The organism is Clostridium sp. M62/1 (assembly GCF_020736365.1).
Taxonomy (GTDB): Bacteria; Bacillota; Clostridia; order Lachnospirales; family Lachnospiraceae; genus Otoolea; species Otoolea saccharolyticum_A.
Window position 1 is genome coordinate 682318 of sequence record NZ_CP085988.1, and the last position, 16291, is coordinate 698608.

Genomic DNA, 16291 nt, shown 5'->3' on the forward strand with positions numbered 1-16291 from the left:
GGGATGCCGCAGTGGCGGAACTGGCAGACGCACAGGACTTAAAATCCTGCGAGGGTTAAACTTCGTACCGGTTCGATTCCGGTCTGCGGCATTGAGATGAGAGCTTTGCTTTGGCAGAGCTCTTTTTTTTATATAACAGGAAACTTCGTTCTCTGTTATATAAAAACGCTCCGCGAGGATCGCACTGCGGCGAAAAGGAAAATGCCGCTTTTGCGACCCGCCGCGCAGCAAAATTTCAAACATCAGTCATAGATTGCTTTTCCCTTTGCATACAATAGATAGCAAAGGAGTGATGGCATGTCTAATTATCAGCGGCTAATATCATATATTTATACATACGAAGGCGGAATCAAGGGGAAAAACACAGGGTTCGCCAAGCTGGAGACGAGAAACGGCCAATGCCGCCTTACAGTCAATGTAAAGAAAATCTTTGTGGGCGGAAATCCGCTGGGCGTTTACCTTCTGTCAGGGGACGGAGAACTCAGAATAGGAACGCTTTTTGCCAGAAACGGAGCAGGAGAATTCCGGGCTGTTCTGGATGCCGGCAATGTGGAGGGAAGCCAGAAAACCCTGGAGGAATTTTACGGGCTGACGATACATGACGTGGAGAGCGGCTGGCGGACCTATACAACCGTATGGGAGGATGCGGTGGCTCACGCTGCGGCTGTGGACCTGGCGGGAGTGACGGCTGAAAATGTGCAGAAAAGCAGGAGAGAAGAGGAAAACCAGAGCGCCAAGGTGCTGCCGGAGCTGGTTCTTCCGATTTCCGGGGAGATTGAAAAGGAGCTTGCCAGGGAGGCTGCCGCTGAGAGCAGGGGGGCAGAGCCGGGGCCGGAAGAGGGAGACGGGACTCAGGAAAGCGTTCAAAGAGAGGAGACAGATCCTTTCGCCGCAGGTGAGCGGGATTCGGTGAATGGTGAGAAAGATGCCGGGGGCAGTCCGGATGAGCCTGAAGATCAGACCGTACAGGAGACAGAGGGAGAGCCGGTGAGTCCAGGGGGGACAGAGGAGGATGAGGAAAAGGCAGAGAGTGTGCGGACCCAGGACGGCGGACAGACAGCAGAAGCCGGCGGGCCAGATGAAAAGTGTGAGGAGCAGGAGCATATCCGGAATGAGGAAGCGGCCGCGGCAAAGGGAGCAGACAGGGAGAAGGACGTAAGAAAAGAAGACGGTGAAATCGTGAGGCAGATGGAGGCTGCGCCTGAGCGGAGAGAGAGCAGAAACTATTCAGAGGAGTTCGTTGTCATGCCGGGCCGCCGGGCCGTCGGCCCGGCGGCGGGGGAGCTGCAGAGGGGGATCAGAGCCCGCCTGATTGGAAGATCCGTGCCTCCGGTCAGTGGAGCTCCTGTGATAAATAAAACTTCCGGGAAAGGCAGGGACAGTGCCAGGGAGCCTTTGGCAGAACAAAGGGAACAGGCTGCCTATGGAAGGCCCCGTTCCAGGAAAAGACCCCAGGAGAGTATGAGCGCGGGAGAATGGGCAAGACAGCTGAATGGAAAAGTGATATATGGAGTCGGAGCGGGAGCAGACCGGACTCAGGAATCCGGACAGACAGGCAGAGAAAGGGAGGAAAAGGGAAGCCATACCCAGGAGGCGGAAGAATTTACGCCCCTTGAGCTGGAGGAGCCGGATATTCTGAGCCACCAGAGAATGTGGGCGAGACTTCGCAGAAAGTATCCGAAGATTCTGGCTTTTGACTACGATGACGGCTGCGAAATCCTGACCATTAAGCCTCAGGATATCGGTCTGCTTCCGAGAGAGGTATGGGTGTTTGGAAACAACAGCTTTCTGCTTCACGGCTATTACAGCTACCGTTATCTGATTCTGGCCAGGCTGGAAAATCCGGATGGAGAGCCGAGGTATCTGCTGGGGGTCCCCGGCCATTACCATCCAAATGAAAAATACATGGCCTCCATGTTTGGCTTCCCTGATTTCGTACTGTCGAAGAAGCAGCCATCCGGAGATGACTGCTTCGGGTACTGGTATACGGATATCCGTGTAGGTGAGTGAGCAAAAGGTGCTTTAATAGTCAACGCCTCTGAGCTCCACATTTTCCACAAAGGGGCGCACAATGTCCATAAAATGGAGAAGCTCCTCGCGGCTGCAGGCGGAAAACCCTGGAACGAGAACCTGCTCTGAATCCTTGTAGCTCTGCAGATAGTAGGCTCTGCAGCCCTGAATCCATCTGCCGATATCGTAAAAGTCACTTTCTGAGTGAAGTTCTTTTACGACGGTGGTGCGGAATTCACAGGCGACAGAACCTGAGAGCAGAAAGGAGACGCTCTCCTCTATCTTTCCCATATCGATGCCCGGAAGGCCGGCTGCGGCTGCGTAATTGCCGTGGCCGGCCTTGATGTCCATGGCCACATAGTCGATCAGCCCTCTGCGGCAGAGATCCTTTAAAACATCAGGGCGGTAGCCGTTTGTATCCAGCTTGACAGACAGGCCGAGGCTTCGTATGCTGTGGATCAGCTTCTCGAGATCAGGCTGAAGTGTGGGTTCTCCGCCTGTAATGCAGACTCCCTCCAGAAGCCCGGAGCGCTTTTTCAGAAAAGCCAGGACATCCTCCGGGTCAAAGGGATCCTCCCACGGACCGTTCACCAGATCTCCGTTGTGGCAGAATGGACAGCGGAAATTGCAGCCCCCCAAAAAAATCGTGGAGGCCACATGGCCCGGATAGTCGAGAAGAGTCGTTTTCTGTAAACCTGATATGATCATGGCAGATACCTCGCTGATTTTGAAAGTTATGGCTGAGCACACCGGCAAATGCCCGTCTGGAGAGAGCGGTGGGCAGAACCTACCTGTAAGTATAAAGAAGAAGAGCCGGGATTGCAAGTTTCAGGCTGCGTGAGGCGTCAAAAGCCTGTCAGAGGCTTTCTGTCAGTTTTCTCTTCGGGCTTGCCAGAGAAACAGAGGATAGGATATAATGACTGCGAAGCAGTCATTATATCTGCGCATACCGGTTTCAGCATTTACTGCTGAAAGCCGGGCGCTAAATTCCGCCGGAGGCTGTCATATCCGAAGGATAGGATATAATGAGCGCAAGCGAGCGGCGAATGGCGATCACAGGCTGTGCCTGTGATATACTGGTACCATGCGCCAGGGCGGGGCTCTTCCATGTACCCCCCTTTTTTCCATGGCCGACCGGGAAAATGTGTCTGCGAAAGAGGCTGGACATACTGGGATGAGATCGCGGCCGGGAACCAAAACAGACAGGAGAGAAAGATGAGAAAGCTGACAGAAGATGAGCGGTATATGAGAGAGGCGGTCCGGCAGGCAAAGAAGGCCTGGGCTCTCGGGGAGGTGCCTATCGGATGTGTGATTGTACATAGAGGAAAGATAATCGGAAGGGGATATAACCGCCGCACCACAGACGGAAATGTTCTGGCCCATGCAGAGATACTGGCCATCCGAAAGGCGTGCCGGATCATAGGCGACTGGCGGCTGGAAGAATGCACCATGTATGTGACGCTGGAGCCCTGTCCCATGTGTGCCGGAGCCATCGTTCAGGCAAGGATTCCAAAGGTGGTGATCGGCTGTATGAATCCCAAGGCCGGCTGTGCCGGTTCTGTGCTGGATCTGCTCCACGAGGAGGGGTTTAACCACCAGGCAGAGACAGAGGTGGGAACTCTGGGGGAGGAGTGCTCCTCTATGCTGAAGGAATTTTTCAGGGAGCTGAGGGTCAAAGGGAAGGAGAAAAAGCGGCTTCTCCGGGAGGAGGCCGCTGAAGCAGAGGGACGGGAGAAACAGGAGCCGGCGGGCTGAACTCTTCCCGGAAGCGCTGCAAGTCCGGAAAAAACACGCCCTTGACAAAAATACATCCTCCATGTATACTGAACTGGTTAATAAATCATAACTGTGTCATAAAGATTCCGCACAGCCGGGAAGTTAGCGGTGTCCTGTACCTGCAATCCGCTATAGCAGGGGTGATATTCTGCCTCGGGTGCTTTTTTGCAGAGCTGCCCCCCGTAAGTGGCGTTGAAGCTTGGGTCTTACGCAATGGGAATCCATGAACCGTGTCAGGGCAGGAATGCAGCAGCACTAAGTGGAAACTCCTGTGTGCCGTGAGGGCGCCTGGGCCGAGTTAACTGCGAGGGTAACGTCTGTGAGGAGCATTCAAAGCAGAATGTGCGGATTAAAATAATTGACAGCTTTGTTTAAGAGCGGGAGAGCCTGCTCTGGAATCTGAGAATGCAGAGATTAAGCCTTCGCGGCAGATTGCCGCGGAGGCTTTTCCTATTTTGCCGGAAATTCTGTCTGGTTTTCTGCTCTGTCTGGTTTCCTGCTAGAGAAGAAAAGCTGCCGGCGCAGAAGACTGGCCTGTTAAGGTTTTCAGTAAGTTTTCCGTAAAGATTTTTTCCTTGCCCGCGGAAAAAGATTGTATTATAATTACAAAATGGGTATAGTGTAACCTGAAATACCCATACAAAAGGATAGAAGTGAGAGCAGAAAGGGTGTGTCATTATGAAACGAATTGGTATGCTTACCAGCGGCGGCGACTGCCAGAGCTTAAATGCTACCATGCGCGGCGTGGCGAAGGCACTTTATAAGACTTACGACGACGAGGTAGAAATCATCGGATTTGAAGACGGATATAAAGGACTGATGTATGCGGATTATCGGATTATGAAGCCTTCCGATTTTTCAGGAATTCTGACACAGGGGGGAACCATCCTCGGAACCTCCAGGCAGCCGTTTAAGCTCATGAGAACACCGGATGAGAATGGTCTTGACAAAGTGGCCTCCATGAAACACACCTATTATAAACTGAAGCTGGAATGTCTTGTGGTGCTCGGAGGAAACGGAAGCCAGAAGACTGCAAACCTGCTGAGGGAGGAAGGATTGAACGTCATCCACCTTCCAAAAACCATTGACAACGATCTCTGGGGAACGGACATGACCTTCGGATTTCAGAGCGCAGTCAATGTAGCCACAAACGCTATTGACTGCATTCATACAACTGCAGCATCCCACGGGCGGGTCTTTATCGTAGAGGTAATGGGCCACAAGGTCGGATGGCTGACGCTCCACGCGGGAATCGCCGGAGGAGCCGACATTATCCTGATCCCTGAAATCCCGTATGATTTGGATGTAGTGGTGGATGCCATTAAGAAGAGGACGAAGGCCGGCAAGAATTTCACTATTCTGGCAGTTGCCGAGGGCGCCATCTCAAAGGAAGACGCGGCCCTCACAAAGAAAGAGCTGAAAGAGAAGAGAAAGACGGGACCGGTATACCCCTCTGTCGCCTATGAGCTGGGAGCAAAGATCACAGAAAAGACAGGCCAGGAGGTGCGCGTCACGGTTCCGGGGCATATGCAGAGAGGCGGCGAGCCCTGTCCTTATGACCGCGTGCTGTCCACCCGCCTGGGCGCATCCGCCGCACAGCTGATAGAGAAGGGAGAATACGGCTACATGGTAGCGGTAAAGAACAACGGAATCGTCAAAGTTCCGCTGTCTGAAGCTGCAGGAAAGTTGAAAACTGTCGATCCGTCCTGCGACATGATCCGGGAGGCGAAGGCGGTGGGAATCAGCTTCGGCGATAAATAGATCCATGAAAAAGTGAGGAGTTGAAAGGCCATGTCCTATACAGCCCTTTACCGAAAATGGCGTCCTGTATCCTTCGGGGATGTAAAGGGGCAGGATCCCATTGTAAAGACACTGAAAAACCAGATAACATCAGGCCGCATCGGCCACGCCTACCTGTTCTGCGGCACAAGGGGAACGGGCAAGACGAGTATTGCGAAGATATTTGCCAGAGCGGTGAACTGTGAACATCCGGTGGACGGCAGCCCGTGCAACGAGTGCGAGACCTGCCGCCATATTATGGAGGGCTCCTCCTTAAATGTGGTGGAGATAGACGCCGCGTCTAACAATGGCGTGGAAAATATCCGCGAAATCCGGGAGCAGGTACAGTATCCCCCCACAGAGGGGACATACAGGGTGTATATCATCGACGAGGTGCACATGCTGTCCATAGGAGCCTTTAATGCTCTGTTAAAGACACTGGAGGAGCCGCCGTCCTATGTGATTTTCATTCTTGCCACCACGGAGGTGCACAAAATTCCCATCACGATCCTGTCCAGGTGCCAGAGATATGACTTTAAGCGCATTTCTCTGGATACGATTGCCGACAGGCTCCGGGAACTGACAGAGGCAGAGCATATCGGAGTGGAGGAACGGGCCCTTCGGTATGTGGCGAAGGCGGCAGACGGCTCCATGAGAGACGCCCTTAGCCTTCTTGACCAGTGCGCGGCCTTTCATTTCGGGGAGACCCTGACCTATGACAATGTTCTGGAGGTTTTGGGCGCTGTGGACAACAGCGTGTTTTCAGAGCTGTTCCGGGCCGCCGTGGAGGGGCGAACCAGGGACTGTATCTGCAGAATAGAGGAGATTATCATCCAGGGGAGAGAGCTTTCCCAGTTTGTAAACGACTTTGTCTGGTATCTGCGGAATCTTCTGATTGTGCAGTCGGCAGACGATGCGGAGAATATGCTGGATATGTCCGCGGAAAATATCCGCCTTTTGAAGGAGGAGGCAGCCCTGGCAGACGCAGATACGCTGATGCGCTATATCAGGATTTTTTCAGAGCTTTCAGGGCAGATGCGGTATGCGAGCCAGAAACGGGTGCTTCTCGAGATTGCCTTTATTAAGCTGACCAGGCCTTCCATGGAGCAGAATTTTGACTCTTTGCTCCAGCGAATTGCAGAGCTGGAAAACAGAATAAAGGAGATACCGTCTCCCCAGGAGCTGGCGGCTCTGGCAGCTGCCGGTCAGGCTGGTGCAGCAGACAGGATGAACGGCGCCATGGGAGCCGGCTTTGGAGGCGCCCCCGGCACAGACAGGGACGGAGCCGGTACAGGATCCGGCAAAGCAGGAGCAGACAGCCCGCCTGCTGAGACGGTGATTCTCCCCAAGGCCCAGTATGAAGATCTGATGATGATAAAGAAGGAGCTTGGGAAAATAGCCAGGCAGATGGGGGGATCGGTGCGTCTGGCCCTTCAGGAGGCCGTGCCAAGACCGTCCGGCGAAGGCTGCCTTTCCCTCGAATTCACGGATGTGAATTACTATACCATCGTGAACAGGGAGAATGTTCTGGCTGAGCTTCGCACTCTGGTGGAGCAGAACTATCAGAAGAGCATTGAGTTTAAGGCTCATCTCAGGGAAACGTCGGTCCCTGTCAATACAGCCTATGTCAGCGAGGAGGATCTGGCTGTAATCCACTGCGAGGTGGAGGTGGAGCCTTAGAGAGGCTGACGAAGAGACGGGAGAAAAGCATTTTGAATCTGCAAAGTGCTGAACAAAATGCTGAAGATAAAATAAAACAGACAAAATATAAAAGACAGAAATTAAAAATCAGGAGGAAAAACACCATGGCAAAGCGTGGCGGTTTCCCGGGAGGAATGCCCGGAAATATGACAAATTTGATGAAGCAGGCGCAGAGGATGCAGCGCCAAATGGAGGAGACAACCAAGGAGCTGGAGGAGAAGGAGTACACAGCGTCTGCGGGGGGCGGAGCCGTTACGGTTACAGTTTCCGGGAAAAAGGAAGTGCTCTCTGTGAAGCTCTCTCCGGAGGTTGTGGATCCGGACGATATCGAGATGCTTGAGGATCTCATCGTGGCTGCTACGAATGAGGCATTCCGCCAGATGGAGGATGCCAGCTCTCAGGCTATGGCTAAGCTGACAGGAGGTCTTGGCGGCCTGGGAGGCGGTCTCGGCGGAGGCTTCCCGTTCTAAGATGGATTACTACAGCAGTCAGATAACAAAATTGATTGAGGAGCTGTCAAAGCTGCCCGGAATCGGAAGCAAATCAGCTCAGCGCCTGGCCTTTCACATCATAAACATGCCGGCTGAGCAGGTTGAACGCCTTTCATCGGCTATCACGGATGCCAAGAAAAATGTCCGTTACTGCCGGGAGTGCTTCACTTTGACAGACAAGGAGCTTTGTCCCATCTGCGAGAGCGCAAGGCGCGATCACGGCATCATCATGGTAGTGGAGAATACGAGGGATTTGGCCGCATATGAGAAGACCGGAAAGTATGAGGGAGTTTACCACGTTCTGCACGGCGCTATATCTCCGATGCTGGGAATCGGACCCGGCGATATTAAGCTGAAGGAGCTGATGACCAGGCTGCAGAAGGAAGAGGTGAGGGAGGTAATCATTGCCACCAACTCAAGCCTTGAGGGAGAGACGACTGCCATGTATATCAGCAAGCTGATAAAGCCTACGGGGATCAAGGTGACTAGGATTGCCAGCGGTGTTCCCGTAGGCGGCGATCTGGAGTATATCGACGAGGTGACTCTGCTCAGGGCGCTGGAAGGCAGAACTGAGCTGTAAGTAGGAAAGCCTGCCTGTCAGGCGTTAGGAGATGCGAAAGAAATGGATAAGTACGAGTTTAACATAAAGGTTGAACAGATTAAAAAGCTGGTAAACAAAGGGGATTATGAGACAGCGATGAAGATTGCCGACGGAATTGACTGGAGGCGTGTGCGCAGCACCAGTCTTCTGGCGTCGATCTCACAGGTATATGAGAGAAATGAGGAGTATCAGGAGGCCAAGGATATTCTGCTTCTTGCCTTTGAGCGGGCTCCAAGCGGAAGAGGACTTCTGTTTAAGCTGACGGATCTTGCGCTCAGGGAGGGAAATGTGCCTGAGGCCGAGGCGTACTACAGAGAGTTCTGCGAGCTGTGCGGGGATGATCCGAGGCAGAATCTGCTGCGGTACCTGATTCTGGAGGCGAAGAAGGCGCCGCTGGATCAGCTGATTGTGTCGCTGGAGCGCTACTGCCAGGAGGAATTAGACGAGAAGTGGCTTTACAAGCTGGCAGAGCTTTACCAGCAGGCCGGCCGCGAGGAGGACTGCGTTCGTATCTGCGACAAGATTATGCTTCTCTTCGGACTGGGAAAATATGTGGACAAGGCCATGGAATTAAAAAAGAAGTATGCGCCTCTGACCAAGTACCAGATGGATCTGGTGGAAAACCGTGAGAAGTATGAGGAAAAGCTCAGGGCTGTGGAGGAAGAGTACAGCTCAGGGCGCCGCATAGACAGAGATGACGATCTGGATCAGGATTTTGAGCCCGAGGAAGACGAGGCGGAGCAGACTCACGGAAGACGAGGCGGACGCCGTCTGGACTCTGCAGAGCTTCACGAGGCGCAGGCAGAGCAGGATCTGGCCAATGAGATCTCCAAGATCCCGAAGGAGGAGTATCGGGATGAGGAAGATTCTGTGGGAGAAACGAGAGTCCTGGGAGATATCAGAAGAATGAACCGGCAGCCGTCAGATATGCAGGAGCAGGGCGGCGGAGACCCTGACAGGGAAGCACAGGCTGAGACTGGAACAACAGCCGGGATCAGAGCTGTAAGAACAATTCAGGCGGATAAGGCGGCAGCCCGTGCTGACAAAGAGGAAACAGGCCGTCAGGAAGGCTTCAGAGCCGGCCAGGGAGGAGCAGCTGCCTGGGCAGGAGACCAGCTTCAGGGGCAGAGCGCAGCGCCCCAGAAAGATACTGATGCGTACCAGGCAGAGAGTGCAGCAGCCAGGGAGAAGCAGATGGAACAGATTGCCAGAGCCTACGAGGAGGAAGAGGAGACGATTATCGAGGACTGGGATTTAGAGCCTGAGGAGAGTGAGAGCAATCATCTGATGATTGAGGCGGATGATCCTCAGAGCGGTCTGGCGCTGGCCCTTGATTCTTTAAAGAAAATTCACAGAGAACTGGGCACAAAAAATCCGGTTGCAAAAATCAGCGCCCAGAATCTGAACAAAAGAGGGATTTTCTCGGTGGCAGACAGGCTGGTGGGCAAGGATCTGATCGTGGAGCACGCCGCAGATCTGGATGAATTCTCCATCAGGGATCTCAGCGAGCTGATGGAGGCTGACAAGAGCGGCATGATTGTAGTTCTGATTGACACGCCGCTCAGGATGGAGCGCCTGCACAATGGAAACCCGGAGCTGGCAGATAAATTCCAGTATATCGGATGCCGCGCTTCTGAGAGAGCAGAGGATCAGGAGGAGCAGGAAGAAAAGAGAAGACAGGCAGCTGCATCGGCAGAGGCTGCCCGCCGTCAGGCAGAGTATGAGGCAGAGCAGGAGAGAAGGCGGATTGCCGAAGCTCAGGCAGAAGAAGAGCGCAGGAGAGAGGAATACGAAGCGGAGGCCGCCAGAAAGAGAGCAGAGCAGGAGGAATTAAAGCGCAGGGAAGAGGAGCGCCAGCGCGAGGAGGAACGCCGCCAGGCGGAGATTGATGCTGAGCTCGAAAGACAGCGCCTGGCAGAATATGCCGCTGAAACTGCCAGAATGGAGCAGGCCGCAGGCACATCCGGAGAGGCAGACAGAGAGTATAGCCGCTCTAATGACGGCTTCCGACAGGAAGACTATACAGAAGAAAGCGGTTACAGGGAAGAAGAGTATGACATGGCTGAAGACCGCAGAGACGATGACGGCTATCAGAATGGAGATGGATACTATCCCGGCGAGGGCTACCATACAGATGAAAGGCCTGGCTCTGATTATGAGGACGATTACCGGGACGAGGATGAAGAGGACGGCTATCAGGAGCCTTATGAGGATGAATGGGATAAGGACGGACATGAGGATGACTACGGGGAAGAGGGCGATGACCGCCAGATGGATGTGGAGGAATTTGCCCAGTATGCCTGCAAATATGCATCTGAAATTGACTGCAGCATCTCAGGAAAAAGTATGCTGGCCCTGTATGAGCGGGCGGAGATGATGGAGGAGGATGGCATTCCTCTGACCAGAGAAACCGCAGAAGATCTGATTGAGGAAGCTGCAGACCGCGCAGAGAAGCCTTCCTTCGGAGGATTCTTCTCATCTAAATATGACAAGGACGGACTTCTGATTTTAAAGGAGAAGCATTTCTTCGACTGATACAGAAGGACAATAGGAATCGAATACAGAAGATGCCCCATCTGCGGCCTGTACGGCCCGGGAGGGGCATTTATTTGATAAGGAAACTCTTTTGTGAAGAAAAATGGAGGACAGCTATGAACATCAGACTGATTGCCCTTGACCTGGACGGAACACTTCTGACCTCCGATAAGAGGCTTTCAGAGCGCAATAAGAGGGCGCTGGAGGAGTGCATCCGGAGGGGAATATATATCGTGCCGTGCACAGGGCGTACGTTCGAGGGAATCCCGAAGCCTGTCCGTATGCTCGATGGGATAAAATATACGATTCTGACAAACGGCGCGTGTATCCAGGATGCAGAGACGGGAGAGATCCTGGAACGGAGGGGACTCTTCTGGGAGAAGGCAATGCAGGTGATTGACCGGATCGAGGACTTTACTCTTATGTACGACTGTTATATAGAGGGGCGAGGAAAGGCGGACCGGCGGTTTCTTGACACCCTGGAGTACTATGAGATCCGGCCGGAAATCTGCAGGCTGATCCGGGAGACGAGAGATCCTCTGCCGTCGTTAAAGGACTACCTGGCAAAAAAGCAGCCTCTTCTCGATAAAATGAATATTTACTTTAAGGGATGTGACAGGGAGACGAAGCAGAGGGTTCGCCGGGAGCTGGCCGAAATAGAGGGGCTCGTTGTGACCTCGTCTATGCCCAACAATCTGGAGATTAACGGGGAGGGGGCCACAAAGGGGGACGCCATTCGCCTTCTCGCCGATCGGCTTAAAATTCCGGTAAGCCAGACGATGGCTTTCGGTGACGGGGAAAATGACAGAAGTATGATGGAGCTGGCCGGGGTCGGTGTGGCCATGGAGAACGGAAGCCCTCTGGCAAAAGAATGTGCATCATACATTGCGCCGTCTAACGATGCAGATGGGGTGGCGGAAATTATAGAAAGGCTGGTGCTGTAAGGAAGGAAATAAGGCCTGTTCCTTCCCTTGAAAGGAAGTTTAAATATGCAGAATTGGTTATCGATTGCAGCAGCTGTCTATCTTGCTGCCATGGTTTTAATAGGACATTACAGAGGATTTATACGGATGGCAGTCTCTGCTGTCGCCCTGGTGGTGACGCTGGTGGCTGTCAATATGGCTGTGCCCCAGGTGACCTCCTATCTCAGGAATAACACAGAGGTTTACCAGACTGTAGAGGAGGCGGTGCGCCAGGCGATTGGCATGGACGAGAGCGCTGATGCAGACACTCCGGCGGCCCAAAGACAGAAAATCGAGGAGCTGGAGCTGCCTGGGCTGTTTAAGGCAGAGCTTTTGGAAAACAACAATCATGAGGTTTACAGCCTGATGGGAGTAGACACCTTTTCCAGATATGTAACAGGATACCTGGTCAGCCAGATCATGAATCTGGCCGTCTATATTCTGCTGTTCATTGTCATTTTCGGCGCACTGGAAATCATTGCGAAATGTCTGGATATCGTGGCCCGGCTGCCCATACTGTCGGGGGTCAACAAACTGGCCGGCGCCGCTTTGGGCGGCGCGGAGGGACTGATCTTCCTGTGGCTTGCGTTTCTGCTGATTACCGCCTTTTCCACGACAGAGTGGGGAATGAATCTGAACCGGATGATAGAGTCCAGCTCCTGGCTGTCATTTCTGTATGACAATAACCTGCTGGCCAAATTCGTCATGTCGCTGATCGCCGGAATCTTTTAAGGCGGCAGGGGAAGTGACAGGCTGTCACAGAAAGCAAAAAAACTGTGATGAAGAAAGCTGTAATGAAAAAAGTTGCAATGAAGAAAGCTGCCTGCTTTGCGTGGAACCAAGTTCTTGCAAGGCAGGCAGCTTTTTCATGACGGTACAAGGCCGTGCAGTTTTGGCAGGCACCATATCCTGGTGACAGATACAGTCAAATTAAAAAGGAAAATCTGTGAATAAAAGGAAAAGAGCAGGAGAATAATAGCTGTATGGAATCGGAGGGTTCCAATGCCTGATGGAGAAGGGAGGGCAGCTAAAGTACAGAACAGGGCTAAAGAAAATTAAATAAACAATATATATTTTATATTCAATTAATACAATTATTCTGAAAAGCCTTTAAATTCAATTATTTTCCAGGACCACAAGATGTAGAAGCAGAGCAAAAAAATGGGCATATATGGTAGTTGGAAAGAAAACTCAAAAATTGTTTAAAAAAATGATACAAATTTCCTTGACAAGTTCTGCCTGCGGTGGTATAGTTTAGTCCAGCGTAAGACATACGCAGAGTCATCTGTCCTGAAAAACAGAGAACTTCTGAGGGGATATCCTCGAAGCGGCAGATGAAAAACAAATCTTAAAAAACTTCGTGAAGTAATAAGATAAATGCGAAATGAGTGATATAACTCACTTCGCATTTTTAATTTTTATAAGAAATTGATAAATGCGCCAGAGTGAATAATCACTCTGGCGCATTTATTTTTTTGCCTAAAAACAGAGGAGGTGGAGAGCAATGGCAACCAATAAGCGACCGAGAAAAGCGTACAAGCGCATCGGATTCGAGGACAGAAAGAAAATCGAAGCACTGAACGCACAGGGCAAAACAGTAGATGAGATGGCGATGGCAATCGGTGTCCACTCGGCTACCATGTACCGTGAACTCGCCAGAGGTGGAGAACCGTACAAGGCAGAGGTCGCACAGCATTCCATCTAACAGAGAGGAGCAAGTGGAATGGAAGAACTGGATATCAAGACTGCCATACAGATAGCAAAGATACTGGCAGCGGCCCCGGATGAAAGAATCCCCATGATACTGGATGTGTTCAGCAAGGCACAGGTTGACATCAACGGACTTGATGAACTGGCAGAATGGAGAGCACTGGACAAGCAGGCCGCACTGATTGACACAGATACCTTTGTAACAGAACTGACCAAGGGTAAGGAACTAGAGGACGGAGAATACCGCATCAGAGTTCCGGAGTTTAATCACTTCTGTAGCACAAAGGGAGTGAGTGCCAGATACGCAAGGAAGCACCTGTACGAAAGCGGAATGCTTCGAAGCAGCACTGACAATGGCAAAATCAACTACACCTGCCCGGTGCAGGCAACAGATACCAAAAAAACAGAACGATGCGTATGCATCACACCTAAAAACTGAATACCGAAGAAACACACTGGCAAGCATCGACCAGGATAAAAACCGATAGGTAGGAGCGAGCCGCCGCAGTAAATCGCTCCGGCAGCAGGACATGAGCCTGCATGAATAGCTGTCGTAATTGGGGTAGGGAACGCAGACCCAAGTAAAACAACAACGGTTCGGAGGCAGATGAGAAACACGCAGAGAGAGAATACCGAGAGCATGGATGCGTGGGTGCGATTTAACACTCGGTAGCGGGGAATGAAAAAGACCGCACTGCAGGCGACTAGTACAGCTACCCCAAAGAATACTCAGGGAGCATGAACGGAACAGTTACTCTTCAAAGCCTTGGAGAACCTGTTCCATGCCAGACCCAAGAAGCCTAGAGAGCATAATGAGGTACTGGTAAAAGTCAAGTAAGTATAAAGGAGAGAGCATATGAAACAGCCAAAGAAACTGACAAGGAATCAGAAAGAGATACTGGTCAAGAAGGGAATGAACCCAGATGACTATATGCTCCATTCAGAGGATGAGAAAGAGATGATTCTCTATAACAGGAAGGAAAAGAGACTGGAAGCAGTCGAGAAGTAAGCAGGAGGTGCATGACGATTTGAAACTCGGTAGGAGACAGAAGCGAATTCTGAAAAGAAAGCTGAAGCGCATAGCAGGGGATGTAGTAGCGGTAATAGTGGGAGCAGGAATGTTTGTCGGATTGTTTATCGCATGGGCAAACGAACCGATGCCGGACTGGAGCGAGTACATAGAGGAAAACCACATAGGCATGGTGCAGGTGGAAGGCTCGGACACATGGCTGACGCAGGAAGAATATGAACAGATGTGCAAAGAGCGTGACGCATACAAGGCAGCAGAGCAGGCAGAGGAACAATCCTACTACAACGCAATCCTCCAGAGCACTGAGACACCAGTACCGACAACGACCGCAGCAATCGGCAGTCTGGACTGGGATGCAGATGACTCCTACAGATTAGCGAAAATCGCCATGGCAGAAGCAGAGGGCGAGGACACCGAGGGCAAGGCACTGGTCATACTGGTAGTGCTGAACCGAGTATGGAGCGATGACTTCCCGGATACCATCGAGGGAGTGATCACAGAGGATACCCAGTTCGCAGCATACGAAAATGGAAGATACGACAGAGTAGAACCGGACGCAGACTGCTACCAGGCACTGGAAATGGTGCAGGTAGAACACTGGAATGAGAGCCTGGGAGCGACATACTTCGAGAGAACCACGGATGAAACCACATGGCACAACACCACACTGAAAAAATTATTCACACACGGCAACCACACATTCTACACGGAAGAGTAAATGAACGGTCGCAGGAAGGGGAAGCAAGCATGGACAATATAACAATGTCGCTCGGAATTTACTTCGAGGTAAAGGACGCAGAGATATATGGCGGAGAAGGCACAGTCGGATATGCAGCAACGATTGTAGATATTTCACTCAGCGGATTACAGAAGGCTGATTTCACGAAATACGCAGAGAGCCAGAAGGAAGGCATGGCGCAGTTCTGCCACGTCCCGGTTGAAAAGGTAAGAGTGATATCCAGAGACGAATACGAAGAAAACACGGACTAACAGGAAGGAAGTAACCAACAATGAAAATGGCAATGAAGGACGGACAGATACTCATAAGAGAAGCAGACAATGTCCAGTTCACAATCATAAAGAGTTGGGGAAAGATGAAGTGGAGCAGGCAGACGCAAACGCTAAGCGGACCGGCTGACATCGAACTACTGAACAGACTGGCAGGACTGGTAAACCTGCCGCCGTCCATCGAAGCAGAGCGAAAGAAGCTGAACGAAGTAATGGCAGCAGTCGACCGGGAACGCATGAACCCGAAGCCAGAGCCGCTCATCCCACCGCCAGTCAAAGTGTCGCCATTCACGCACCAGGTGCGAGGATACAACATGGCACTCATGACATTCGGACTGGTAGACCCACCGAAACCAAAGGAGGCGGAGAAGTGATACATATCAAGGAAACAGAAATCATCCCACTTCTGAAGGAAGCGCAGACAGAATACTCGCAGAAGATAACTGAGGGCGACCCAAAAGATGTGGAGATGGCAGAAAGAATAGAGGAAGCACTCACGCAGGCAATGGACATCGTGTACGACTACCAGAGCATTACAGATGAGTATAAGCGGATGGTTGAAAAATATGAGACAGAAGCACCAGTAATTAAAAGAGGTATGGACTTTTACTGCTGCCCTGCCTGCGGAAAGAGAACCTCCCGAAATCATACGCACTGCCACTGGTGCGGAAAGAAACTGGGGTGGTAA

Annotated in this window: 17 protein-coding genes, 1 tRNA gene and 1 other RNA gene; 18 read left to right on the forward strand and 1 reads right to left on the reverse strand. The window is 51.9% G+C overall.

Features of this window, described 5'->3' with window-relative positions:
* Positions 1 to 5 precede the first annotated feature (5 nt).
* Both LK436_RS03610 and LK436_RS03615 read left to right on the forward strand, forming a co-directional pair.
* Positions 6 to 91: transfer RNA gene (locus tag LK436_RS03610), tRNA-Leu, on the forward strand.
* A 206-nt stretch (positions 92 to 297) separates the two neighbouring features.
* Positions 298 to 2010 carry a hypothetical protein gene (locus LK436_RS03615; RefSeq protein ID WP_008396752.1) on the forward strand — a complete coding sequence of 571 codons (1713 nt, stop codon included), beginning with the start codon at positions 298 to 300 and terminating at the stop codon, positions 2008 to 2010.
* Positions 2011 to 2022: 12 nt separating this feature from the next.
* Here LK436_RS03615 and LK436_RS03620 read toward each other — a convergent pair whose 3' ends face one another.
* On the reverse strand, positions 2023 to 2718 hold the full coding sequence (locus tag LK436_RS03620) for an anaerobic ribonucleoside-triphosphate reductase activating protein (RefSeq protein WP_008396750.1): 696 nt from the start codon (positions 2716 to 2718) through the stop codon (positions 2023 to 2025).
* Between the two features lie 507 nt (positions 2719 to 3225).
* Here LK436_RS03620 and tadA point away from each other — a divergent pair.
* The 16 genes from tadA to LK436_RS03700 all read left to right on the forward strand — a co-directional run bounded on the left by tadA (position 3226) and on the right by LK436_RS03700 (position 16291).
* Entirely contained in the window at positions 3226 to 3765 is a 540-nt protein-coding gene (gene tadA / locus LK436_RS03625; RefSeq protein ID WP_021965765.1) for a tRNA adenosine(34) deaminase TadA, read from the forward strand.
* 107 nt (positions 3766 to 3872) lie between these two features.
* Positions 3873 to 4134: signal recognition particle sRNA large type (ffs, locus tag LK436_RS03630), an RNA gene on the forward strand.
* A gap of 330 nt (positions 4135 to 4464) precedes the next feature.
* Positions 4465 to 5547, forward strand: coding sequence for a 6-phosphofructokinase (locus LK436_RS03635; protein WP_008396742.1), 1083 nt, complete (start codon positions 4465 to 4467; stop codon positions 5545 to 5547).
* A gap of 30 nt (positions 5548 to 5577) precedes the next feature.
* On the forward strand, positions 5578 to 7245 hold the full coding sequence (dnaX, locus tag LK436_RS03640; RefSeq protein ID WP_008396741.1) for a DNA polymerase III subunit gamma/tau: 1668 nt from the start codon (positions 5578 to 5580) through the stop codon (positions 7243 to 7245).
* A gap of 125 nt (positions 7246 to 7370) precedes the next feature.
* Entirely contained in the window at positions 7371 to 7736 is a 366-nt protein-coding gene (locus tag LK436_RS03645) for a YbaB/EbfC family nucleoid-associated protein (protein ID WP_021965759.1), read from the forward strand.
* A 1-nt stretch (position 7737) separates the two neighbouring features.
* Positions 7738 to 8337 carry a recombination mediator RecR gene (gene recR / locus LK436_RS03650; protein WP_008396738.1) on the forward strand — a complete coding sequence of 200 codons (600 nt, stop codon included), beginning with the start codon at positions 7738 to 7740 and terminating at the stop codon, positions 8335 to 8337.
* A 42-nt stretch (positions 8338 to 8379) separates the two neighbouring features.
* Positions 8380 to 10893, forward strand: a complete 2514-nt coding sequence (locus LK436_RS03655) for a tetratricopeptide repeat protein (protein ID WP_008396736.1) — start codon at positions 8380 to 8382, stop codon at positions 10891 to 10893.
* A 116-nt stretch (positions 10894 to 11009) separates the two neighbouring features.
* Complete coding sequence (locus LK436_RS03660; RefSeq protein ID WP_021965757.1) at positions 11010 to 11837, forward strand: Cof-type HAD-IIB family hydrolase; 828 nt, start codon at positions 11010 to 11012, stop codon at positions 11835 to 11837.
* Between the two features lie 45 nt (positions 11838 to 11882).
* Entirely contained in the window at positions 11883 to 12587 is a 705-nt protein-coding gene (locus LK436_RS03665; RefSeq protein WP_008396734.1) for a CvpA family protein, read from the forward strand.
* 772 nt (positions 12588 to 13359) lie between these two features.
* A complete protein-coding gene (locus tag LK436_RS03670) occupies positions 13360 to 13560 on the forward strand; it encodes a helix-turn-helix domain-containing protein (RefSeq protein ID WP_008396733.1) in 201 nt (66 codons plus the stop codon).
* A gap of 18 nt (positions 13561 to 13578) precedes the next feature.
* Positions 13579 to 14004 carry a hypothetical protein gene (locus LK436_RS03675; protein ID WP_008396730.1) on the forward strand — a complete coding sequence of 142 codons (426 nt, stop codon included), beginning with the start codon at positions 13579 to 13581 and terminating at the stop codon, positions 14002 to 14004.
* A gap of 417 nt (positions 14005 to 14421) precedes the next feature.
* Positions 14422 to 14574, forward strand: a complete 153-nt coding sequence (locus LK436_RS03680) for a DUF6906 family protein (protein WP_008396729.1) — start codon at positions 14422 to 14424, stop codon at positions 14572 to 14574.
* A 19-nt stretch (positions 14575 to 14593) separates the two neighbouring features.
* Positions 14594 to 15313: a cell wall hydrolase gene (locus LK436_RS03685; RefSeq protein ID WP_227910168.1), complete on the forward strand. Its 720-nt coding sequence runs from the start codon at positions 14594 to 14596 to the stop codon at positions 15311 to 15313.
* A gap of 29 nt (positions 15314 to 15342) precedes the next feature.
* Positions 15343 to 15585 carry a hypothetical protein gene (locus LK436_RS03690; RefSeq protein ID WP_008396725.1) on the forward strand — a complete coding sequence of 81 codons (243 nt, stop codon included), beginning with the start codon at positions 15343 to 15345 and terminating at the stop codon, positions 15583 to 15585.
* A 20-nt stretch (positions 15586 to 15605) separates the two neighbouring features.
* The gene (locus tag LK436_RS03695; protein ID WP_008396723.1) at positions 15606 to 15977 is read left to right on the forward strand and encodes a hypothetical protein; all 372 of its coding nucleotides are present in this window, start codon (positions 15606 to 15608) and stop codon (positions 15975 to 15977) included.
* Positions 15974 to 16291 carry an adenylate kinase gene (locus LK436_RS03700; RefSeq protein ID WP_008396722.1) on the forward strand — a complete coding sequence of 106 codons (318 nt, stop codon included), beginning with the start codon at positions 15974 to 15976 and terminating at the stop codon, positions 16289 to 16291. The genes LK436_RS03695 and LK436_RS03700 overlap by 4 nt, the downstream gene beginning before the upstream one ends.